Annotated in this window: 20 protein-coding genes; 11 read left to right on the top strand and 9 right to left on the bottom strand. The window is 63.9% G+C overall.

Going from position 1 to position 22,743, the window contains the following annotated elements; all coding sequences use genetic code 11:
- Positions 1 to 4: 4 nt before the first annotated feature.
- The 5 genes from AC1MEM_RS15205 to AC1MEM_RS15185 are packed head-to-tail and all read right to left on the bottom strand — an operon-like array spanning position 5 to position 6,533.
- Positions 5 to 811: an oxepin-CoA hydrolase, alternative type gene (locus tag AC1MEM_RS15205; protein ID WP_499471781.1), complete on the bottom strand. Its 807-nt coding sequence runs from the start codon at positions 809 to 811 to the stop codon at positions 5 to 7.
- Positions 808 to 1,956 carry an acyl-CoA dehydrogenase family protein gene (locus tag AC1MEM_RS15200; protein ID WP_499471779.1) on the bottom strand — a complete coding sequence of 383 codons (1,149 nt, stop codon included), beginning with the start codon at positions 1,954 to 1,956 and terminating at the stop codon, positions 808 to 810. The genes AC1MEM_RS15205 and AC1MEM_RS15200 overlap by 4 nt, the downstream gene beginning before the upstream one ends.
- Before the next feature lie 10 nt (positions 1,957 to 1,966).
- On the bottom strand, positions 1,967 to 3,175 hold the full coding sequence (locus AC1MEM_RS15195; RefSeq protein ID WP_499471777.1) for an acyl-CoA dehydrogenase family protein: 1,209 nt from the start codon (positions 3,173 to 3,175) through the stop codon (positions 1,967 to 1,969).
- 21 nt (positions 3,176 to 3,196) lie between these two features.
- The gene (locus AC1MEM_RS15190) at positions 3,197 to 4,378 is read right to left on the bottom strand and encodes an acetyl-CoA C-acyltransferase (protein ID WP_499471775.1); all 1,182 of its coding nucleotides are present in this window, start codon (positions 4,376 to 4,378) and stop codon (positions 3,197 to 3,199) included.
- Positions 4,379 to 4,409: 31 nt separating this feature from the next.
- A complete protein-coding gene (locus AC1MEM_RS15185; RefSeq protein WP_499471773.1) occupies positions 4,410 to 6,533 on the bottom strand; it encodes a 3-hydroxyacyl-CoA dehydrogenase NAD-binding domain-containing protein in 2,124 nt (707 codons plus the stop codon).
- Between the two features lie 318 nt (positions 6,534 to 6,851).
- Between AC1MEM_RS15185 and AC1MEM_RS15180 the strand changes: the two genes are divergently transcribed.
- The 7 genes from AC1MEM_RS15180 (at position 6,852) to AC1MEM_RS15150 (ending at position 13,471) form a co-directional block, all read left to right on the top strand.
- Positions 6,852 to 7,658, top strand: a complete 807-nt coding sequence (locus tag AC1MEM_RS15180; RefSeq protein ID WP_499471771.1) for an IclR family transcriptional regulator — start codon at positions 6,852 to 6,854, stop codon at positions 7,656 to 7,658.
- Between the two features lie 127 nt (positions 7,659 to 7,785).
- Positions 7,786 to 8,946, top strand: coding sequence for an ABC transporter substrate-binding protein (locus AC1MEM_RS15175; RefSeq protein WP_499471769.1), 1,161 nt, complete (start codon positions 7,786 to 7,788; stop codon positions 8,944 to 8,946).
- Between the two features lie 69 nt (positions 8,947 to 9,015).
- Positions 9,016 to 9,888 (top strand): branched-chain amino acid ABC transporter permease, encoded by an 873-nt coding sequence (locus tag AC1MEM_RS15170; protein WP_499471767.1) that lies wholly within the window; start codon positions 9,016 to 9,018, stop codon positions 9,886 to 9,888.
- Positions 9,885 to 10,838 (top strand): branched-chain amino acid ABC transporter permease, encoded by a 954-nt coding sequence (locus tag AC1MEM_RS15165; RefSeq protein ID WP_499471765.1) that lies wholly within the window; start codon positions 9,885 to 9,887, stop codon positions 10,836 to 10,838. The genes AC1MEM_RS15170 and AC1MEM_RS15165 overlap by 4 nt, the downstream gene beginning before the upstream one ends.
- Complete coding sequence (locus AC1MEM_RS15160; RefSeq protein ID WP_499471763.1) at positions 10,825 to 11,550, top strand: ABC transporter ATP-binding protein; 726 nt, start codon at positions 10,825 to 10,827, stop codon at positions 11,548 to 11,550. Before AC1MEM_RS15165 ends, AC1MEM_RS15160 begins: the two co-directional genes overlap by 14 nt.
- Complete coding sequence (locus AC1MEM_RS15155; RefSeq protein ID WP_499471761.1) at positions 11,543 to 12,244, top strand: ABC transporter ATP-binding protein; 702 nt, start codon at positions 11,543 to 11,545, stop codon at positions 12,242 to 12,244. Before AC1MEM_RS15160 ends, AC1MEM_RS15155 begins: the two co-directional genes overlap by 8 nt.
- Positions 12,245 to 12,295: 51 nt before the next feature.
- The gene (locus AC1MEM_RS15150) at positions 12,296 to 13,471 is read left to right on the top strand and encodes an acyl-CoA dehydrogenase (protein ID WP_499471759.1); all 1,176 of its coding nucleotides are present in this window, start codon (positions 12,296 to 12,298) and stop codon (positions 13,469 to 13,471) included.
- A gap of 56 nt (positions 13,472 to 13,527) precedes the next feature.
- Here AC1MEM_RS15150 and AC1MEM_RS15145 read toward each other — a convergent pair whose 3' ends face one another.
- Entirely contained in the window at positions 13,528 to 14,772 is a 1,245-nt protein-coding gene (locus AC1MEM_RS15145) for a glycoside hydrolase family 1 protein (RefSeq protein WP_499471757.1), read from the bottom strand.
- Positions 14,773 to 14,937: 165 nt separating this feature from the next.
- Here AC1MEM_RS15145 and AC1MEM_RS15140 point away from each other — a divergent pair, with 165 nt between their 5' ends.
- From AC1MEM_RS15140 to AC1MEM_RS15125, 4 genes are all read left to right on the top strand, one after another.
- Entirely contained in the window at positions 14,938 to 15,717 is a 780-nt protein-coding gene (locus AC1MEM_RS15140) for a DUF2076 domain-containing protein (RefSeq protein ID WP_499471755.1), read from the top strand.
- A gap of 76 nt (positions 15,718 to 15,793) precedes the next feature.
- Positions 15,794 to 17,140, top strand: a complete 1,347-nt coding sequence (locus AC1MEM_RS15135) for an MBL fold metallo-hydrolase (protein ID WP_499471753.1) — start codon at positions 15,794 to 15,796, stop codon at positions 17,138 to 17,140.
- Positions 17,137 to 17,844, top strand: a complete 708-nt coding sequence (locus tag AC1MEM_RS15130; protein ID WP_499471751.1) for a hypothetical protein — start codon at positions 17,137 to 17,139, stop codon at positions 17,842 to 17,844. Before AC1MEM_RS15135 ends, AC1MEM_RS15130 begins: the two co-directional genes overlap by 4 nt.
- Positions 17,845 to 17,960: 116 nt before the next feature.
- Positions 17,961 to 19,118 (top strand): hypothetical protein, encoded by a 1,158-nt coding sequence (locus AC1MEM_RS15125; RefSeq protein WP_499471749.1) that lies wholly within the window; start codon positions 17,961 to 17,963, stop codon positions 19,116 to 19,118.
- A 95-nt stretch (positions 19,119 to 19,213) separates the two neighbouring features.
- On the opposite strand, the gene AC1MEM_RS15120 is transcribed toward AC1MEM_RS15125, so the two are convergent.
- From AC1MEM_RS15120 to AC1MEM_RS15110, 3 genes are all read right to left on the bottom strand, one after another.
- Positions 19,214 to 19,864: a dihydrofolate reductase family protein gene (locus AC1MEM_RS15120; RefSeq protein WP_499471747.1), complete on the bottom strand. Its 651-nt coding sequence runs from the start codon at positions 19,862 to 19,864 to the stop codon at positions 19,214 to 19,216.
- A 221-nt stretch (positions 19,865 to 20,085) separates the two neighbouring features.
- On the bottom strand, positions 20,086 to 20,598 hold the full coding sequence (locus tag AC1MEM_RS15115) for a hypothetical protein (protein WP_499471745.1): 513 nt from the start codon (positions 20,596 to 20,598) through the stop codon (positions 20,086 to 20,088).
- Positions 20,599 to 20,736: 138 nt separating this feature from the next.
- Positions 20,737 to 21,174, bottom strand: coding sequence for a hypothetical protein (locus AC1MEM_RS15110; protein ID WP_499471744.1), 438 nt, complete (start codon positions 21,172 to 21,174; stop codon positions 20,737 to 20,739).
- Between the last annotated feature and the right edge of the window lie 1,569 nt (positions 21,175 to 22,743).

Here is a 22,743-nt window from a genome sequence, read left to right as displayed (position 1 = left end):
AACGCTATTCTTGTTGCTGCTTGCCGCGCAGGGCGGCGAAATCGGGCACGCGTTTCTCGAAGAAGGCCTTGATGCCTTCCTGCGCCTCGTCGTCGCCCTGCGATTGCGCCATCAGCTGCGCTTCCAGGTCGAGCTGCTCGTCCAGGCTGGCGTGGCCGGCATGTTCGCACAGGCGCTTGATGCGCTCCGCCGCGTTGGCCGGACCTTGCGCGATGCGCTCGGCCAGTTGCACCGCTCCGGCCACGGCGGTGCCGCGCTCGACCAGCCGGTTGACGGCGCCCAGCGCATGCAGGCGTTCGGCGGGAATCCGTTCGCCCAGCAGGCACAGCTCCATCATCTGCTGGCGCGGCAGGAACTCCGACAGGAAAGCCGTCGCGCCGCCGTCGGGACTCAGGCCCACCTTCACATACGCCATCGTGAAGAAGGCATTGTCGGCGGCCACCAGCATGTCGCAGGCGAGCGCCATCGACATCCCGGCGCCGGCCGCGCCGCCCTCCACCGCCGCGATGATCGGCTTCGGACAGGCGCGCAATGCGCGGACCAGGTCGTGCAGGCGTCCGATCTTCTCCAGGCGCCCCTCGACCGGCAGCTCGCGCCGCGTCGCCAGCTGGCGCAAATCGCCGCCGGCGCAAAAGAAGTCGCCGTCGCCGGCGAAGACGATCGCGCCGATGGCAGGATCGGCCGCAGCCTCATTCAAGGCCGCGGGCAAGGCGTCGTACAGCGCCGGCGTGATCGCATTGCGCGCTTGCGGGTTGCTGTTGATGAGCACCCGCACCGAGCCTTCGGTGCGTACCAGCAGGCCCGCAGTCATACCTGAGATGCCGCTTGCCGGCCGAGCGCAATATAGCGCTCGAGGTGATGGTCTTCATCGCCCAGCTGGTGGTCGATCATCACCAGGCGCTTGGCATAGTGCGCCAGCGGCAGTTCCCAGGTCATGCCGATGCCGCCGTGGAGCTGGATGCATTCCTCGGCCACCTTGGTACCGATACGGCCGATGCTCATCTTCGCCGCAGACAGCGCTCGCTCGCGGGTGATGCGGTCCGCGTCGAGTGCCGCCGCCGCGTTGATCACGGCGGAGCGGGCCTGCTCGATTTCCAGCAGCAGGTCGGCCATGCGGTGCTGCAGCGCCTGGAAGCTGCCGATCGGGACGCCGAACTGTTTGCGCGTGCGCAGGTAGTCGAGCGTGGCCGCCTTGGCCGCTTCCATCGCGCCCAGCGCTTCGGCGCACAGGGCCAGGATGCCGCGGCCAGTCGCACGTTCGAGCGTCGCGTAGCCCTCCCCCTCGGCACCCAGCAGCGCGCCGGCGTCCAGCAGCACGTTCTCGAAGCGCAGTTCGGCCACATGGCCGCCGTCGATGGTCGGCGTGCCCTGCACCGTCACGCCTGCGGTGCCAGCCGGGACCAGGAACAGCGAGATGCCGTTTTCGTCGTCGATCGCGCCGGCCGTACGGGCCGACACGACGAACACGCCGGCCTGCTCGCCCAGCGCCACGACCGATTTGACGCCGTTGAGCGCCCAGCCCTCGCCCTGGCGGGTGGCCAGCATGCCCACGCGCGCCAGTTCGTAATGGGTGTCCGGCTCGTCGTGCGCGAAGCTGGCGATGGTGCTGCCGTCGGCGATCGCGGCGAGCAGGCCGCGCTGCGATTCGTTGCCTGCGGCGGCAATCGCTTCGGCGGCCAGTACGGCGCTGGTGAGCAGCGGTTCGATCACCAGGCCACGGCCCAGGGCTTCGAAGACGATGGCGATATCGAAACCGCCGCCGCCGAAGCCGCCGTCTTCCTCGCGCATCAGGACGCCGATCGCGCCCAGTTCGGCGAAATGATTCCACATCTCGGGCGAATAACCTTCAGCGCTGGCGGCGATCTTGTTGCGCGTCTCGAAGCTGTAGCGCTCGGCGATGAAGCGGTTCAGGCTGTCGGCGAGCATGCGCCGTTCTTCGGTGTGTTCGAAATTCATGGTGTCTTCCTCACAGGCCCAGGATCATCTTGGAGATGATGTTCTTCTGGATCTCGTTGGAGCCGCCGAAGATCGACAGCTTGCGGTTGTTGAAGTACTGGGCCGTGGCGGCCGCGGCGAAATCGGGGCCGACCTGCGGGCCGTGGTAGTCGGCGTCGAGCATGTCCTGCGTGAACGGGCGCGCATGCACGCCCATCGCGCGCCGCGTCAGCGAAGTGATCTCCTGGCGGATCTCGGTGCCGCGGATCTTCAGCATCGAGCTCTCCGCACCCGGCACACCGCCGCCCGCCACCGCCGCGATCACGCGCAAATTCGTCGTCTTCATGTTCTCGAGGTCGATCTCGACGCGGGCCAGGCGCGCCGCGAACGCCGGATCGTCCAGCAGCGGCTTGCCGTTGCGGGTCTGGCGCGCAGCGACGCGCTTCAGGCGTGCGAGGGCGGCCACCGAGAAGCCGACGCCCGCAATATTGGTGCGCTCGTAGGTCAGCAGGTACTTGGCACAGGTCCAGCCGGCGTTTTCCTCGCCCACCAGGTTCTGGACCGGGACCCGCACGTCGGTGAAGAAGACTTCGTTGACTTCATGCTCGCCGTCGAGCGTGATGATCGGACGCACTTCGATGCCGGGCGAGTTCATGTCGATCAGCAGGAAGCTGATGCCGGACTGCTTCTTCGCCTCGCGATCGGTGCGCACCAGGCAGAAGATCATGTTGGCGTGCTGGCCGAGCGTGGTCCAGGTCTTCTGGCCGTTGACGATGTAGTGCTCGCCCTCGGCATCGGTACCGCGTACCGCCGTCGTTTTGACGGCCGCCAGGTCGGAGCCGGCGCCCGGTTCCGAATAACCCTGGCACCACCAGTCGTCGCCGTTCAGGATGCGCGGCAGCCAGTAGGCCTTCTGCTCTGCGTTGCCGTACTTGATCAGCACCGGGCCGAGCATGTTGACGCCGAAGGGCACGATGCGCGGCGCGTGGGCGATGGCGCTCTCGTTCTCGAAGATGAATTTTTCGATGGCGGTCCAGCCCGGGCCGCCGTATTCCTCGGGCCAGTGGTTCGCCAGCCAGCCGCGTTCGTTCAGCACGGCGTGCCACTCTTCCATGTCGGCCTTGGACAGGTGCTTGCCCTCGGCGACTTTATCCGACAGGCGCGCCGGCAGTTTCTCGGCCAGGAAGGCGCGCACTTCGGCGCGGAAGGCTTCTTCTTGCGGGGTGAAATTCAGGTCCATAGGTATTCCTTAAATGCGTCCTCAGAAGATCTCGAACAGGCCGGCGGCGCCCATGCCGCCGGCGATGCACATCGTGACGACGGCATATTTTGCGCCGCGGCGGCGTCCTTCGAGCAGCACGTGGCCGGCCAGGCGAGCGCCGGTCATGCCGAAGGGGTGGCCGATCGAGATCGCGCCGCCGTCCACGTTCAGGCGCTCGTCGGGAATGCCGAGGCGCTGCTGGCAGTAGATCGCCTGCGAAGCAAAGGCTTCGTTCAGCTCCCACAAGTCGATATCATTGACCGTCAGGCCAAAGCGCGCCAGCAGTTTCGGCACCGCGAACACGGGACCGATGCCCATCTCGTCCGGCTCGCAGCCGGCCACCGCCATGCCGCGGAAGGCGCCCAGCGGTTTCAAACCCAGGCGTTCGGCTTCCTTCGCTTCCATCATCACGCAGGCAGACGCGCCATCGGACAGCTGCGACGCGTTACCGGCCGTGACGAATTTGCCTTCGCCCATCACCGGCGCCAGTTTTGCCAGGCCTTCGTAGGTGGTGCCACGGCGGTTGCAGGTGTCTTCGCCGATCGTCACTTCGCGCTTGGTCACGGCCTTGGTTTCCTTGTCGGTCACCGCCATCGTCGTCGTGCAGGCGACGATCTCTTCCTTGTAGCGCCCGGCCAGCTGGGCCTCTTCCGTCTTGCGCTGGCTCTCGAACGAGAAGCGGTCCTGCGCTTCGCGCGAGATGCCGTAGCGCGCGGCGACGATGTCGGCGGTCTCGATCATCGGCATGTAGAGCGCCGGCTTGTTTTCCAGGATCCACGGGTCCATGCCCGAGTCGCCGGAGTCACGCGTGCGGATCTGCGAAATCGATTCGACGCCGCCCGCGATCACGGCCGGCGCACCGTCGACGACGATGCGTCCGGCGCCGATGGCGATCGCCTGCAGGCCCGAGGCGCAGAAGCGGTTCACGGTGGTGCCGGCAATCGTGATCGGCAGGCCGGCGCGGATGACGGCCTGGCGCGCGACGTTGCGGCCGGTCGTGCCTTCCGGGTAGCCGCAGCCGAGGATCGCGTCCTCGATCAGGCTCGGGTCGATGCTAGAGCGCTCAACGGCGGCGCGCACGGCAAAGGCGGCCAGTTCCGGGCCGGAGGTGATATTGAATTCGCCGCGGTGCGCTTTCGTGAGCGGGGTGCGGGCGGTTGAAACGATGACGGCTTCGCGCATGGCGAGTCTCCTGTAGGTGTTTCTAGGTATGTTATTTATTCAGGCTGGCGAAATTCGCGCCCCGTGCAACGAGGTCGACCAGCAGCGGGGAAGGCTTCCAGAACAGCGGATCTTCCTTGGCGAATTCCTGGATGTCGGCCAGGATTTTGTCGAGGCCGACCGTGTCGGCATAGTGCATCGGGCCGCCGCGGTAGCGCGGGAAGCCGTAGCCGTGGACAAAGGTCACGTCGACGTCGAGCGGACGCAGGGCGATTTTCTGGTGCACGACGTTCGCCCCTTCGTTGATCATCGCCGCCAGGTAGCGGCGCACGATTTCTTCGTCGGTGAAGGTCCTGGGCGTGATGCCGGCGCGCTGGCGTTCGGCATCGATGATCGCTTCAACTTCCGGGTCCGGCGTGCCGATGCGAGCGCCTTCCGGATAGAGGTAGTAGCCGCGGCCCGTCTTCTGGCCGAACCAGCCGCGCTCGGCCAGGCGGTCCGGGATCTGCACATAGCGCGCTTTCGGATCGCGCGTGGCGGCGCGGCGCTTGCGGGTGGCCCAGCCGATGTCGCCGCCGGCCAGGTCGGAGACCTGAAAGGGTCCCATCGGATAGCCGAAATTGCACACCGCCTTGTCGATCTGGTAGGGCGAGGCGCCGTCTTCCATGATCGCCTGCGCCGCCGCGCCATACACGGCGAGCACGCGGTTGCCGATGAAGCCGTCGCAGACGCCGGCGCGCACTGCGGTTTTTTTGAGCTTCTTCGCCAGTTCGAAGGCGGTGGCGACGACATCGGCTGCGACCTTCGCCGGCACGACGATCTCGAGCAGCTTCATGATGTTCGCCGGCGAGAAGAAGTGCAGGCCGATGACGTCCTGCGGACGCGCGGTCGATGCGGCGATCTGGTCGATGTCGAGGTAGGAAGTGTTCGTCGCCAGCACGGCGCCCTGTTTGCAGACGCGGTCGAGTTCCTTGAACACGGCCTGTTTCTCGGCCATGTCTTCGAACACCGCTTCGATCACGAGGTCGACCTGCGACAAGGCGTCGTAGGCGGTGCTGCCGCTCCAGCGCGCCATGATGGCGTCCTTGGCCTCAGGCTTGATGCGGCCCTTGGCGACCAGGCCGTCGTAGACTTTTTCGACGTTCGCGCGGCCACGGGCCAGCGCTTCCTCGTCGCGCTCGATCATGACGACCGGCAGGCCGGCGTCCAGCACGGCGACCGCGATGCCGGCGCCCATGGTGCCGCCGCCGATGATGCCGACGCTGGCGATTGCGCGCGGCTGGGCCGAGCGGGTCTCCGGCGATTTGGCCGCTTCGCGCTCGGCGAAGAAGGCGTGCACCAGGCCGGCGCGCTGCGGGCTGTCCAGGCATTCGATAAAGAGCTTGCGCTCCAGCGCCAGGCCGTCGGTGAACGGCAGGTCCAGTGCGCCCTGCACCGCATCGACGATTTTCAGGGGCGAGAACAGTCCGCGCGCTTTCTTACTTGTTTCCGCACGGGCGGCGTCGATGGCCGATTGCGTCGCGGCGCGATCGGACAAGGCGCCTGCTTCGCTGGTGCGGCTGGGCGCTGCGTTGGAATCGATGAGTTCGCGGGCATAGGCGATGCCGGCGGCGGCCGCGTCCTCGCCTTCCATCAAACGGTCGACCAGGCCGAGCTTCGCCGCTTCCTTCGCGCCGATGTGGCGGCCGCTCAGCATCAGGTCCAGCGCGGCCGGCGCGCCGACCAGGCGCGGCGTGCGCTGGGTGCCGCCGGCGCCGGGCAGCAGGCCAAGCAGCACTTCCGGCAGGCCGAGTTTGGCCGTGCCGAGCGCCACGCGGTAGTGTGCGCCGAGCGCCACTTCCAGGCCACCGCCGAGGGCCGCGCCATGGATGGCGGCGACGACCGGCTTGGTGCAGGCTTCGATCCGGTTGCAGACGTCGGGCAGCGCGGGCGCTTGCGGCGGCTTGCCGAATTCGCGGATGTCGGCGCCGCCGAGGAAGTTGCGGCCTGCGCCGGCGAGGACGACAGCCTTGATGGCCGGGTCGGCGTCGGCCGCCTCGATGGCGGCGAGCAGGCCGCGGCGCACGTCGACGCCGAGCGCGTTCACAGGCGGATTGTCGATGGTGACGAGCAGGACGTCGTCATGGCGGGTGGACGTGACGGCGGCGGGTGCGGCGGCGGGTGCGGCAGAGTTCATCAAGCCTGTCTCCTCATGGTGGTATGCGCTGAGCGTTTCGCTGTGCGGAATTATGTTTTGCAGATTGCGGCAAAAATAACGATACTCCATTTCCGACGCCGGTGTAAATGCCCATGTTGAAACGTCTTTACCGTAAGGACGCCTCGCATTTCCCGCGGGAATTTGATAGCTCATCCACGCTGTCATAGGGGAAGGTGTCGAAACGTTTCGCTGTGCGAACTACCATTTCACGAAACAGTTGACACTCTTCTTTCGCTTGTGTGAATATCCGGCCAGACCTGACCCCAGACGCCAGGCACCGAGACAACGAAAGAACCCATGCAAGACGAAATCGAATCCTTCGAAGACGATGCAGCCAAGGACCGCCAGTTCGTGACGGCCCTGGCACGCGGCCTCGAGATTTTGCGCTGCTTCCGCCCTGGCGAGACCTATCTCACCAACAGCGAGATGGCCAGGCGCACCTCCATGCCCAAGCCGACGATTTCGCGCCTCACCTATACGCTCACCAAACTGGGCTACCTCAGCTATTCCGCCGACCAGGGCCGCTACCAGCTCGGCGCCGCCGTGCTGGCGCTCGGCTATACGCTGCTGGCGAACATGGACGTGCGCAAGCTGGCCCGTCCCGCGATGCAGGAACTGGCCGAATACGCCCAGTGCAGCGTGGCGATCGGCATCCGCGACCGCCTCTCGATGGTGTATGTGGAAGCCTGCCGCGGCAGCGCGGCCGTCACCCTGCGCCGCGACGCCGGTTCGCGCATTCCGCTGGCGACCACCGCGATGGGCAAGGCCTATTTGTGCGGACTGCCCCAGAACGATCGCGACTTCCTGATGGACCACATCCGCCTGCAGACCGAGACCAACTGGCCGAAGATCAAGGCCGACCTGGAACAGGGTTTCCGGGATTACCAGGACCGCGGCTTCTGCCTGTCCTCGGGCCTGTGGGACATGAACATCAGCGCCGTCGGCGTACCCCTGGTCGACCCGGACCCGGCCAAGACGATGGCCTTCAATTGCGGCGGCCCCTCCTTCTTGCTGCCGAAGGAAAAACTGATCGAAGACCTCGGCCCGCGCCTGGTGCAGCTGGTGCGCAACGTGGAAATGAGCATGGGACGGAACCTGGGCTGAGCGCAGGGCTTGCCCGGGATGTGCAGAACCTTGCCGGCGGCATGACACCCGCCGGTGCAACAAAGCAGGTCCCTTGACGGGGACCCGATGGTGAACATTAGTGAACACAACTGAGAAGGTGGAGACAATGAAGAAGACAACAAGCATCGCCCTGGCAATCATGGCAGTTTTTGCTACCGGCGCGCAGGCAGATGAGCTGCTGGTCGGCGTACAGATTCCGCTGACCGGCCCCCTGGCCCGGGTCGGCATGGGCACCCAGGAAGGCATCCGCGTCGCCGCCGAGGTGTTCAACAAGACCAACGGCAAGCACACGATCAAGCTGGTGACGGTCGACGACGAGTCGGCCCCTGCCAAGGCGGTCGCCGCGGTCGAGAAGCTGGCCAGCGAAGGCGTGGTCGCCATCACCGGCGGCTACGGCTCGAACAACATCTCGCCCGCCTCGGACGCGGCGAACAAGCTGGGCCTGGCCTACATGACCTCGGGCGGCGTCGACGACGGCCTGGTGGAAGCCGGCCGCAAGAACTTCTTCCGCATTAATAATACGGCGGGCTACCAGAAGGCCCTGGTCGGTTTGATCTCGGACCTGGGCGTGAAGTCGGTCTCGATCATCTACTCGACCAAGGACGCGACCCAGGGCCTGGCCACGGACGTGCAGAAAACCCTGGCCACCAAAGGCATCAAGGTCGGCATGCACGCCTTCGATCCGGCGATCACCGACTTCAAGCCGATCCTGAACAAGGTCAAGCTGCAGGACCGTTCGGAATTCATCGCCATGGTCGGCTACGAGAATGACTATGTCGGCATCCTGCGCGCCGCACGCGTGCTGAAGCCGTCCTCGGTGAAAGCCATCGCCGGCGTCTGGTCGCTGGCCACGCCGAAAATGGCGGCCGACTTCCCGGACCTGATGCCGAACGTGTACGGCACCGCCGTCCTGCCTTACCCGGTGAATTTCACTTCGCCCGAGGGCAAGGCCTTCGCCGACGGCTACAAGAAGCTGCACAACAAGGACCCGGACTACCTGGGCCAGTTCGGCTATGTGCAGTCGATGCTGCTGTTCGAAGCGATCGCACGCGCCGCCGACAAGGGCACGCTGAAAAAAGGCGGCGTGATCGACGAACTGCGCAAGACCGACAAGCAGACCCTGATCGGCCGCGTGCAGTTCAACGCCAAGGGCGACAACCCGAACTTCGTGCAGCGCATGGGACAGCACCAGGGCAAGCAGGTTGTCCTCGTCTGGCCAAAAGAGTCCGCCAACGGTAAACCAGTTTTCCCTGGCGTGCCCTGGTAAGGAAGTAGCCGGGAGCGCGGCTGACTGAGGCCGCGCTCCCGCCCGCATGAACTCAATTGGAATGCAGACATGACGGAATTAATATTGCAGGCCGTGTACTCCGGCCTGCTGCAGGGCGGCTCGTATGCGCTGATCGCCCTGGGACTGGCGCTGGTGTTCGGCGCCATGAAAGTGATCAACCTGGCGCACGGCGAACTGGTGCTGCTGGCCGCCTACATCGCCTACACGGTCGAAACAAAGCTCGGCTGGAATCCGGCCGCGGCGATCCCGATCGCGGTGGTCATCGTGACGGCCACCTCGGCCGCACTCTACTTCGTGGTCGGCCGCATCAAGACCAACCGCGAAATCAATTCGCTCACCCTCACCTATGGCGTGGGCGTGATCCTCACGAATATCGTCCTGATGATCTGGAGCGCGGACGTGCGCGCCACCAGTTCGGCCTGGATGCAGGAAGCCTTCCAGGTCGGTGACCTCTACAGCATGCGCAGCGAAGTGCTGTTCTTCTTAGTCTCGATCGTGCTGATCGTGGCCCTGTGGTGGTGGCTCTCGCGCAGCTGGTACGGCCGCGCGGTGCGCGCCGTCTCGAGCAACCGCGACGCCGCCAAACTCATGGGCATCAACCCGGGCCGCACCGAACTGGTCTCCTTCCTGGTCGCGGGCCTGCTGGCCGCCTTTGCCGGCGTCGCCCTGTTCAGCTATGGCACAATCACCCCGGCCACCGGCGGCGTGCTGACGGTGAAAGCCTTCATCATCACGGTGCTGGCCGGTATCGGCTCGATTCCGGGCGTCCTGATCGGCGCGGTCCTGCTCGGCATCGCCGAGTCGCTGACCGTCACCCTGGCCAGCTCGGCCCTGCAGGAACTGGCCGGCATGGGACTCTTCCTGCTGGTGCTGTTCGTCATGCCGAACGGCTTGTTCGGTGCTACCAAGAGGCGCGGATGAAACTCAACAAAACCTTGATCGCGGTCCTCGTGGCCGCCTACATCGGCGTGCCGCTCCTGTTGGGCAGCAATGCCTACGTCATGAGCCTGGTGATCGCCTCGCTCGTCATCGGCGGCATCGCCCTGTCCTGGGCCCTGCTGGGCAACCTGGGCGGGATGGTCAGCTTCGGCCACGCGGCCTTCTTCGGCGTCGGCGCCTATACCTCGGCCGTGCTGTCGATGCAGCATGGGGTGCCGGTCTTTATCGGTATCCTGCTGGGCGGCGTCGGCGCGGTGGTCGCGGCGCTCGTCATGCTGCCGGTGCTGCGCCTGCGCGGCCCCTACTTCGCGCTCGCCATCCTGGCCTACGCCCACATCTTCCGCATCCTGGCCACGGAATGGCAGTCGGTCACGGGCGGTTCGGGCGGCATCGCCAGCATCCCGCGCCTGCCTGAACTGTTCGGCTTCGACTTCGCCGGCAAGACCGGCAACTACCTGGTGATCCTCAGCATCGTGCTGGTGTTCGCCCTGGTCTACGACATGATCCGGCGCAGCCCGCACGGCCTGGCCCTGCGCGCCATGCACGACAGCGAGGATGCGACGCGCGTGGTGGGCGTCAACAATACGCTGCTGAAGGGCCTGATGCTGATCGTCTCGGCCTTCATGTGCGGCGTGGTTGGCGCTTTCAATGCCCACTACATCAACTTCCTGGAACCGGACTACGCGTTCAGCGCAGGCTGGGTGACGATCCCGATCGTCGCGGCCATCTTCGGCGGCTACCGCACGATCACCGGTCCCCTGGTCGGCGCGGTCGTGGTCTACCTCGTCGACCAGCTGTTCGTGAAGAACATCATGCCGACCGGTCACCAGCTGGTGCTCGGCGTGGTGCTCGTCGCGATGATCATCTCCAGTCCCGACGGCCTGTTCGGCCTGGCGCGCAAGTTCATGAGGAAAAAAGATGCTACAGCTTGAAAACGTGACCGTGCGCTTCGGCGGCCTGACTGCCGTGAACGACGTGTCGCTCAACATCGGCACCGGCGACGTCGTCGGCCTGGTGGGCGCGAACGGCGCCGGCAAGACCACGCTGTTCAATGCCATTTCCGGCCTGGTGCGCCCGACCGCGGGCCGCATCGTGTTCGACGGCGTGGACGTGTTGAAGGCGCCGATGTACCAGCGTGCCCGCATGGGCATCGGCCGTACTTTCCAGGTGCCGCAGCCGATGCACGAGCTGAGCGTGCGCCAGAACCTGCAGGTGGCGCAGCGCTTCGGCACCGGACGCCTCGACGAGCGCCGCCTCGACGAGATCCTCGACTTCACGGGCCTGGCAGCAAAAGCGGGGCGCGACGCCTCCACCGGCCTCGCGCTGACCGAACTGAAGGCGCTGGAAGTGGCCAAGGCCCTCGCCACCGACCCGAAACTGCTGCTGCTCGACGAGGTGCTGGCGGGCCTGGAAACCAACGGCAAGCGCGCCTTCATGAACATGCTGAAGGGCCTGCACGAAAAATTCGCGGTCGGCATCTGCATCATCGAGCACGACATCGAAACCATCAGCAACCTGTGCCAGCGCGTGGCGGTGCTGAACTTCGGCCAGCTGATCGCCGAAGGCACGCCGGCCGAGGTGTTCAAGGATCCGGCTGTCGTAAAAAGCTATACGGGAGCAGACCAGGGAGCGGACCATGCTTGAGATTACCAACCTGCGCGCCGGCTACGGCGCGATCAACGTGCTGTGGGATCTGTCGCTCACCGTCCAGACGGGCAAGCTGACCACCATCATCGGCTCCAACGGCGCCGGCAAGACGACGCTGCTGCGCGCGATCACGGGCCTCATTCCCGTGGCGCAGGGTTCGATCACGCTCGACGGCAAACCGCTGAACGGCATGCCGACCTGGCGCATGAACGAAGTGTCGATGGCGATGATTCCCGAGGGGCGCATGGTGTTTCGCGACATGACGGTCGAGGAAAACCTGATGATGGGCGCGTTCGCGCCGCAGCATCGCGCCAACGCCGCCGCCAACCTCGAAAGATCGTATGTCATGTTCCCGCGCCTGCGCGAGCGCCGCAAGCAGCTCGCCGGTTCGCTCTCGGGCGGCGAAGCGCAGATGCTGGCGATGGCGCGCGGCCTGATGAGCGACCCGAAACTGCTGATCATCGACGAGCCTTCGCTGGGCCTGGCGCCGGTGATGGTCAACGAACTGTTCGAGATCCTGGCGCGCCTGAAGGGCGACGGGCGTACCATCGTGCTGGTGGAGCAGAACACCCAGCGCGCGGTCGGCATCGCGGACCACGTTTACCTGATGCAAAGCGGGAAAGTCGTGCTGTCGCAAGCGGCTTCGGAAGTGAGCCTGGAACACCTGCACGACCTGTATTTTGCGCGCTGATTTCGCGCCTTATTTTCGTGCCTTAGTTACCTAAATTTTAAAGAGACCATCATGACCAAAACGGCATTCCACTGGGACGATCCGCTGCTGCTCAACAGCCAGCTCACCGACGACGAGCGCATGATCCGCGACGCCGCCGCCTCGTACTGCCAGGACAAGCTGCAGCCGCGCATCCTCGAGGCCTTCCGCCACGAGCGCATGGACAATTCCATCTTCCGCGAAATGGGAGAGCTGGGCCTGCTGGGCCCGACGATTCCCGAGCAGTACGGCGGCCCCGGCCTGAACTACGTCGCCTACGGCCTGATTGCACGCGAAGTCGAGCGGGTCGACTCCGGCTACCGCTCGATGATGAGTGTGCAGTCGTCGTTGGTGATGGTGCCGATCTACGAGTTCGGCAACGAAGAGACGAAGCAGAAATACCTGCCGAAGCTGGCCACCGGCGAATGGATCGGCTGCTTCGGCCTGACCGAGCCAAACCACGGCTCCGACCCCGGTTCGATGGTGACGCGCGCACGCAAGGTCGAGGGTGGCTATTCCCTCACCGGCAGCAAAATGTGGATCACCAATTCGCCGGTGGCCGACGTCTTCGTGGTCTGGGCCAAGGACGACGAAGGCGCGATCCGCGGCTTCGTGCTCGAGAAGGACTGGAAAGGTTTGTCGGCGCCGGCGATTCACGGCAAGTTCGGCCTGCGCGCTTCGGTCACGGGCGAGATCGTGATGGACAATGTGTTCTGCCCCGAGGAAAACGCCTTCCCTGACGTGCGTGGCCTGAAAGGTCCGTTTACTTGCCTGAACTCGGCCCGCTACGGCATCGCCTGGGGTGCGCTGGGTGCGGCAGAGGCTTGCTGGCACACGGCGCGCCAGTACACGCTGGACCGCCAGCAGTTCGGCAAACCGCTGGCCGCGAACCAGCTGGTGCAGAAGAAACTGGCCGACATGCAGACCGAAATCACGCTGGGTTTGCAAGGCTGCCTGCGCCTGGGCCGCATGAAGGACGAGGGCACGGCCGCCGTCGAAATCACCTCGATGATGAAGCGTAATTCCTGCGGCAAGTCGCTGGACATCGCCCGCACCGCGCGCGACATGCTGGGCGGTAACGGCATCTCGGACGAGTTCGGAATCATTCGCCACATGGTCAACCTGGAAGTCGTGAATACGTATGAAGGCACGCACGACATCCACGCGCTGATCCTGGGCCGCGCACAGACCGGTATCGCCGCGTTCTGATCTGAGCTGTCACTGAGCGCCCGGCTATCCCTTCCCAGGGCTGGCCGGGCGTTCCATTAATGCCAGTCCTTGTCCGGCTGCATATTCAGCCGCTGCGCCGCATCGATCACATCCTGCAATTCCACCGGATCGCTGTACGGGTCCTCGTCGAGCTGCGTCACCCGGTTCAGCTCCTTTTGCCAGCGCCGCAGTTCGTCGACAAAGGCCTGGTCCGGCACCCGCGCCAGGTCGCCGTCGGCCTCGACCAGGTCGCAGATGCCGTTGTGTACCCACTCCCCCGTATGCCAGTCCGGCATGTCCACGGCGGGAAACAGGCAAATGCCCTGCAGGTCCATGCCACGGCGCACCGCCGCCAGCGATTCACCCATCACGTCCCGCAGCCAGTCGGCGCGGCCATGTTTCAGGCCGCTCGTTTCGCCGATGATCATCGGCCGCCGGTAGCGTTCCCACACCATGCCCAGCATGTCGCACAGCGGCGCGATGCGGTCGTCCCCGGGCGGCAGCGCCGCATGCGGGCCGTGCTCGCGGAATTCCATCTGCCCGAAGGAGTAGACGTTGGCGCCGACGATGTCGAGGATCTCGGGCGATCCGCCAAGCTCGGGATGTTCGCGGCCGCCGATGATGTCCCAGGCAAGGAAGGTGTCGACACAGGTTTCGTGCTCCGCGGCCTGCGCCTGGTCGGGACGATCGCGCGGCGCCACCACCCGCACCAGCGGATCGACGTGCACCATGCGCGCCCCGGGGTCGACTTCGCGGATCGCCTTGACCCCGGCGATCGCCGCCTTGCACAGGGCCAGGCGCAGCCGGATGCGGTCCTCACGGCTGCAGCGGTAGGGGGCGGCCCAGCCCCATTCCCCGGCGCAGAAGGAAAAGAAGATAATTTCGTTGATGGGCGTGAAGAAATGCGGGCCGCGCACCTTCGGCACCACGTATTCGGCGGCGGCCCGGCAATAGTCGGCAAAACGGCGCGTGAAGGCGTCCGAAAACGGGTCCAGGTCGTCCGGATAGCCGTAGTGGCAGAGGTCCCAGATCGGGGTCACCTTGTTCGCGTTCATGGCGGCGATATAGCGGTCTACGTGCGAGAGATCGTAGTGGCCGCCCTTGTCCACCATCGGCCATGGGATGCCTTCGCGCGCCACGGCGATGCCCAGGCTGTTGAGCAATCGGTAATCGTCGGCAGCATGGCGGTCGTGCGCGGTTTCCGCAACCAGGTTGCGCCGCACCCCGTCGCCCCACGAAAAACTGGAGCATTCGAAGCCGGACAGGAAGAATGTGGGGAAGATCCCCGGACGCCGGGCCATGCGCGCCTCCTTTCGGTGTCGCTGGTGGGTTGGACAGCTTGAGCCGGCAGGATGCCACAAGCGCGCCGGCGCCGGCACGCAATACCGGCCGCAGCCATCCGGACGCTTGAAACTGCCCGAACTGGTGCAATATTGACCATTCAGACCAATGTGGAGGGTGACACCATGAGTCCGCAAGATACCCAGTTACTGCAGGATTTCCTGAACCAGCTCGTGCAGGCGCGCGACCTGCCGAAAGACCCCGAGGCCGAGGCCATGATCCAGCAGGCCGTGGCCCGCCAGCCCGATGCTGCCTACCTGCTCGTGCAGCGCGCCCTCTTGCAGCAACGGGCGCTCGACAATGCCAAGGCCGAGATCGCGCAGTTGCAGCGCCAGTTGCAGGGCGGCTCGCAAGGCGGCGAGTTCCTCGACCCGAATGCCTGGGGCAACAGTGCCGGCCAGCGCCAGCAGGTCCAGGCGCAAGGCTACGCCGGCCAGGCGCCCCAGCAGCAGTATCCGCAACAACATCCCCAGCAATTCCAGCAGCCTTACCAGCAGCCTTACCAGCAGCCTTCGATGCTGGACCGCGCGAGTGGTTTCTTCCGGGGCGGCAACATGGGTGGCATGGGCGGCGGCATGGGCGGTGCGCTCGGCAGTATCGCCTCGACCGCGGCCGGCGTCGCGGCCGGTGCCTTCCTGTTCCAGGGCCTCGGCAACCTGCTCGGTCATCATAATCACGACGGCAACGGCTTCCTCGGCAATAACGATGCCTTCTCGTCGCTGACCTCGCCGATCGAGGACTTCCAGAACAGCGGCGGCGGGCACGACACGTCCAGCAGCCTGCTCGGCGATAGCGGCCTCGACAACAGCGCGGGCAATTCCCTGCTCGACGGCATCGGCTCGGGGACCGACGATTTTGCCGGCGATAACTACGACGGCGGATCGGACGAGGGCCTGTTCAGCTGAGACTGCGCAGACCCGCCGTGTTAACATGGCGGATTGGCCGGGCAGCTTTCTTCCCGGCTCCACCCTCACGCTTTCTATGCCGCTTCAACTTTCCCGGATCCTGCACGCCGGCTACCTCTTCGAATGCGAGGGTACACGCCTCGCCTTCGATACGATCTTCGAGAATCCCTTCAGCCGCAACTGCCACGCCTTTCCGGCGGTGCGTTTCGAGCGCGAGCAGATCCGGCAGCAGCGTTTCGATGCGGTCTTCATCTCGCACTTCCACGACGACCACTGCTCGCTCGAGAGCCTCGACCTGCTGGACCGCGCGACGCCCATCCACATCTACTGCCTGTTCGACGAACTGTTCGACATGGTGCGCGCGCTGGGGTTTGTCCACGTGCAGCCCCTGCACATCGACGTCCCGGTGCACGTCGGGCCGTTCACGGTTACGCCGCGCATCGCGATGGATCCGGACGTGGACTCGATGTTCCAGGTCGAAGCGGACGGACTGAAGGTGCTGAACGTGGTCGACTCCTGGATCGATCCGGACACCCTGCCGGCGCTCGCCGCGCACGGCCCCTGGGACATGGTGTTGTGGCCCTTCCAGACCATGCGCGAGATCGAGGTGCTGTCGCCGTCGCGCGCCTCGCCTGCGCCGGCGACGCTGCCGTCCGAGTGGATCGAGCAGCTGCAAGCCTTGAACCCACGCTATGTCGTGCCGAGTTCCTGCCAGTTCCTGCAGGAGCCCTGGTCCTGGTACAACTATGCCTTCTTCCCGATCAGCTATCGGCAATTTCAACAGGAAGTCGAAGCCGCGCTGCCGGCTGCGCGCGTGGTGCGCATGAACCCGTCCGTCTCGATGCGGCTTGACCGCGCCTCGCTCGCGCCCGCGCCTGCCCTCGACTGGGTCGTTCCGGTCGGCGAGCAGGATGTCGATTACGCGTACGATCCGGCGGCAATCGCACCGGCGACCGGCGAGATCGCGCGCCGCTTTCCGGCTTTATCCGCCGCAGCGGCCGAACGCGTGACGGCATACTGCGACACCGGCCTGCTCGACCGGTACCGCGACATGGAACTGCCCGAGGACAGCTATTTCGAGCAGCCGCGCATCTGGCGTCTCTCGGTCTTCGATCACACGGGCAGCGGCACGCATTGGCACTACCGCGTCGAGAAAGACAGCATCGAAGCCGTCGGCAGCGACGCCGCGCCCCTGGCCTGGACCACGGAGATCCCGGCCGCCAAGCTGCTTGCAGCGCTGGAATCGGGCGAGTCCCTCACCTCGATGTACATGCGGATCAACGACACGCGCTTCGACGATGCCGTCGAAGCCGACCTCGCGGCGGCCGAACTGGTCGACGACCCCTTGATCCGCTGCCTGTTCAACGACGCCTTCGGCGCCTATCAGGCCGCACAATTACGCCGTTTGAAAGAAGCTGAATGACCATCACCATCCTGCCCTACCGCGCCACCCTCGAACAAGCCTGCGACTGGCTGGAACAGCAAACCGAATCGCCCTGGACCCTGGCGCGCCTGATCGAACACGGCGTCACGCCCTATGTCTGGCTCGACTACGACGCCGCCTGTCCGGAGCTGTTCGGCGACGCCAACGGCGGCTATGCCGCGCCGATTTTTTACGAGGGCGACACCGCACGCCTCGCAGCCGGCAGCGAGGACGTGCTGATCACGATCACCAAAGACGCGTACAAGATCGTGACCACCCTGCCCGCACCGGGCTTCCGGCGCGAACTGCACGAGCTGCGCTTCCTGAAAAAGGAGCTGGAAAAGCTAGTCAAGACGGTCAAGCGCGCAGCCCTGCCGCAGCCGGAACCGAAGCCGGCGGCCGAATCGACGGCGGGCATCTTCAAGGAACAGGCGCTCGCCGCCTTCGGGCCGCTCGTGAAACTGAACCTCGACACGGCGCTGGCGGAAGGCGGCGGCATCTTCGGCGACGACGGCGCCCGCATCAAGGCAAGCACGAAGAAGGCGAAGTCGAAGATCGTCTGGAACCCGGTCGTGCTCGCGCTCGGCCTGCACGACGTGTACCGGGTGCCGCTGCGCGGTTTGTCGCGTACGTTCTCGGCGCATGAGTTCCTCGACCCGTGGCGCGAGGAGTGGGAACGCAGTTTGCGGCTGCTGGGGCATTGAACACAGGCGGGCCTGTTCCTGCCAAACAAGCCCATGTCTGCTCGCGAACTGAACTAACGTGATTTCCAAAAAGCGCTAAGCTCTAGCCTCTGGAACTGAGAAGTGGGCAGCACATCATGAAGACGCAATTGCTTGAAGACATCGGCCAAAGCGCTGCATTACCCCTCGTGCCTCCCAAAATAGTCGATGCCGCGAAGGCAGGCAAACAGGTCCCGGACCGTGCGCCTGCAGAGAACGGGGCGCCCTCCAGGTCCCGGTTCGATGGCGCCTGGCGGCAGAAGCCTGCCGGGGAGCCGCCGGTTGCCACGACGACGCAGGCAGCTGAACAACCGGCAGCCCTGGAGTTACACAGCCTCATTGAGGAAATCGCCGCCCTGGAGGCGCAGTACGTGCCTCCAGGACCGCAGCATGACCCCGCCATTGCGGCGGTCGAGCCCCTGCACGCGCTGGACATGTCCGCAGCCGAGCCCCTGCACATGCCCGCCGCTCCCGCAGCCGAGCCCACGCGTGCCCCGCACCCGCCGCACAGTGCAACTTCGCTGCAAGACCCTGTGTTCGACTTCACGCCAGCCTCGCCGGCATTGCAGGAAGCTGATCCGTTCACGCCTGCCACGAGCTGGCCTGCGCGGTCCGGGCGGCGCTATCTGCTCTGGGGCGCGTGCGTGCTTGCAGCTGCCCTGCTCATCCTGGGCGGCCGGTGGCTTTACGAGGGGCGCAACGATGCCCGACCGCTCGTGCCCAGCGCCGATAAATCGAAAGTAGCGCCCCAGGCCGATGAGGCCCTGAAGCTGCCAGCGATGGCAGCAAAAAAGCCGCTTACGCCGCAAGCTGACGCTGAGCTGCATGCACCGCCCGCCGTGCCGGCGAGCCCTCCTTCACCTGCCGTGCCGCCGCTCGTGATGCTGGAACCTGATCCGCCTGCTGCCGCCAAGGGGAAACAGTCCCCTTCATCGGACCGGATCGGGCCTCGGAAGCCGCCGAAGCGTGAACCAGCGGCGGACCAGGGGTCTGCTTCCCCGAAACCGAAGCCGTCGGCCCGGAAGGCACACGAGCAGGCCCGCAGGGCGGCCGTACCGGCATCGGAAAAGCGCGAACGCGAGCCCGCCCCCCGGCCGGCACGCGCATCGGCGATTGCGAAAGAAACACCGGCGGAGCGAGACACCACGATGGCCGCAACGTTGAGGGCATGCAAGGAACATGGATATCACGCGGCGCAATGCATCAAGCGCGCGTGCAGCCTGACCAAATATGGGTTTGCCTGCCGCGCGCCCTGAGTGGCCGCTCAGCTTGCCCGAAGGGGCACACTCATCGGCTCCATTGTGGAGGCGTAGGTGTACAACCTCTGCATCATTGACGCCTTCTCAACCTATTACTGTTCCTTCCGCAGCACGACGTGCGTTGCGGATGCGGTCGGCACGTGCTCGGTGCAACGAAATCCCAGGCTTGGCAGGTCCAGCCCCGCGAACAAGGATTCCCCCGATCCCAGCAATACCGGGGAGATTGCCAGGTGCATCTCGTCGATCAGGCCGGCGCGCAAATACTCGCGAATCGTCGCCACGCCGCCCCCCAGGCGCATATCCTTGCCGTTTGCTGCCTGGCGGGCTTGCGCGTAAGCGGACTCGATGCCGTCGGTGACAAAATAAAAGGTCGTGCCGCCTTTCATCTCCAGCGGCGGACGGGGATGATGGGTCAGCACGAATACGGGGACATGATACGGAGGTTCCTCTCCCCACCAGCCTTTCCACTCGTCGTCCCGCCATGGTCCACGGACTGGGCCGAACATGTTCCGGCCCAGGATCCAGGCGCCGACGTTGTCGAAGCCGCGCGCGGCAAAATCGTCGTCCGGGCCGTCGACGCCCTTGCTTGCGTCTCCCATCATGCGCTGGAAAGTGCGGGTGCCGCGGAACCACCCGTGCAGCCCCTGCGCGCGCTCACCCATTGGATTTTCCAGGCTCTGGTTCGGGCCCGCTCCAAAGCCATCGAGCGATATGCTGAAGCTTCTTACTTTTAGTTCGGACATCGTGTCTCCTTATAATCGGCGTCGAGTTTGCTGCTGGTCGCACGCAGGCTCGCTCTTGCAAACCAGCCGGCGTACCCGCTGTAGATGTTCAATGACCGGCAACCCGGGGCGATTCGGTCCCTCTGCATGCTTGGGAATCTTAATATAGTTTCAGGTCGTCATTTCAGCGAATTGGCCCGCTCATGGTCGATAGCAGCTATCGTGACCGGCCGCTTCCGACCTTAGCGGTCGTTGGACCATTCCAAGAATTCGCCAACAGTGTCCGGCGACGCCAGCTCCAGCAACGCCTTTGCAAGCTCGTGTTGACCCTGCGCGGCGGCCGTGGCAGACAAGGCAAAGGCCGTAAAAGCAGCGCTCCACTGCTTTTTTGCAGCACTTGCCACCAGTGCGGGGACACGTTTCAAGGCATCAAAGTAACCTGCTGCCAGCTCATCTGGAACGTCGACGCTATTCTTATGCCGGCAGATTTCGATCCATGCTGGGAAGTGAAAATACACCTCGGTCACACCTTCTGGTGAGCTAGCAATTGCCTCGATAACGTGCGGAACCGCAGCAAACGAAGCCGAGTACACGTCGCATTGGTGGGCAAGGGAGCTCCATAGGCTGAACCACGGTTCGGAACTGCCGTTATCGCTGGGTAAGGCCGACAGCTGCCGAAGAAGCTCAGGAATCTTCGCAGCGCTGCCGTATGCATCGCGCAACTCACCCCACCGTGGACTACTCAGTTCCAGCATCTCTTGTCCTTTTATCATTCGATGCACAGCCTAATCTGCCAACGTCTGCTCCTGACCGGTAACGCACCTATTTCAACATTCGCGGCTGACCTATGGCAAATTTTTAAAGGGCGAACCTAGGAGCCGACGTGACTGTTTTTACTTTGCAAACGGCTGTTCGACAACGTATTTGATGCGAGCACTCGTTGCTTCAAGGACATTGACACGGAGCCCCTTGAACACGACGGTCGTTTTGCCGTTGCTCTCGAGGTCATAAAGAACGTCTTGTGTAAATGCTGGCCTAGCCATGTCATTTGCAAATTCACGATACGACAGCTTAATTGTGCCCTTTGACAGGCCTTGATATAGCAGCTCTCGCCGGAACTTGCTTTCCTGTGAGGTCTCGATTGCCGCGCCTTTGACGACGCTGTATCCCACCGGCCGTGTCAATGGAAATACACGGTCCCTATTCCTGAACATTACATAGTCGAACCGATTGGCGTCGCTGTAATCGAGCAGACATGCATGCGCAGGCCCGCCGACGCCTGGCGTTGTCACAAACTGCCAGCATACTGCCTTGCGGCCCATAGTATTCATAAGCTGCCCACTCCGTCCTGCCTCGACGCTTAGCTTATGGCCCAAGTCCATTGTCGCGGTCGCAGGTTGGGTTAGCGTTACCGTAGCTTCTTGACTAGAGGTCGTTTGCGATTCCGCATACATCGTATCCCCTGTCTCTGCCGTACTCGCGATTCCAACTTGGGGAATGGAGCGCACTCCATGCGTCAGCAGCAGCGCAGGAGCAGGATCCGACACGTATGCGGGAGTGCTGACACAACCCGCGAACGCTGTAACACATCCCGTTAGCACGGCTAGCGGCCCAAAATTTTTCATTTCCATGGAAGTAGCAGCGAAGAGAAGTTAAGTGCAGGAAATTATATTGTTGAAATTGCAAAACCACAAGTTTTTGTCTGCAATCGACTGATGCGCGGTCTGAACGGCTGCTAGCGACCTATTGTGACCGGCGCTTTGATCGGATAAGGAAAACACAACGCTGCGAGCCGAGGGTGGAATTTGGCCCGGCTACCTTAAGAGTCCGCTTCCGGCCGTCAGCGGACGTATTGTAGCGTCCGCTTACGACCCTAAGCGAACGGTCGAACAGTGGCCAATCGTGGTTGCACATTGATGAATAGCACCAGATCACGAACCGTATTTATCTTCCCGTAGAAAGGGTTGTTTTCGGTCTCATCGAGCGAGTGCCCAGATCGCGCAGCAATGTCCACCAACAAGTCCTCGATGTCTTCGTAGTCTATGTGCAAGTCGTCCAGGAGTGAGTCCGATGCGCGCACGGGGAAGGCCTGTATGTATGACTTCATCAGTTGCTGGATCTCTTGATGTGCTGCACGAATGACCCAGGTATCAACATGCCTAGTCGAGAACCTCTGTGCAAAGGTGCAGATCGATTCCTCATCACGGATGCTGCACATCCTCTCAAATCTGCGCTTTTCCCGTCTGTTGACGACGGTCACGTGAACACAGAACGCAAGGATCAGAAAGGCTGTAATGCACCGGGCCATGTTCGACGAGGAATAGACAAAATACCCGAACCCAGCCAACAAGGCTCCCAGCAACCACACCCACGAGATGCCCTTCTCGCTGCGAGGTGGAATGAGTCTTGATGGAGAGCGCATAGTTTTCACCCTTCGATAGGTTGAAACGACTGTCTGCTTTTGGCCGAAAGCAGATCTATTGTAGCGTCCGCAAACGACCCGAAGCAGACCCTCGTCACCGCTAAAGCACCGTAATGGCATTGAGAGGCATGTCGTCGAAGTTGAGGAATGCAGGGATCGTTCCGGACAGTGGATATTGTGAGAGCCATTCCATTTGTTCGCAAACCGGGCCGTGTTTTCCGCGTGACCGGCAGCGGGCTCAGGTGTAGTATTAATTTTCTTATAACCAAGGGGATAATTATGAGATTACCAATTGTTGCTGGTGCTCTACTTGCTCTATCCGGCTGCGCGACCGAGGTTGTATCAACCCGGGCCGCAAGCCCTATCCCATCTGGGCAAATATTGGAGCCAAAAATGCTCCAGCCCGTCGCAGGGGCAGCGTCGCTCATCCTGAAGCGCGACTCCGGAATAAACAACGGGGCTTGTAACTTCCGACTCT

The organism is Telluria sp. AIW5 (genome assembly GCF_056680575.1).
The sequence above is the reverse complement of the archived record's forward strand: the minus strand, read 5'-3'. Positions and strand labels throughout refer to the sequence as shown.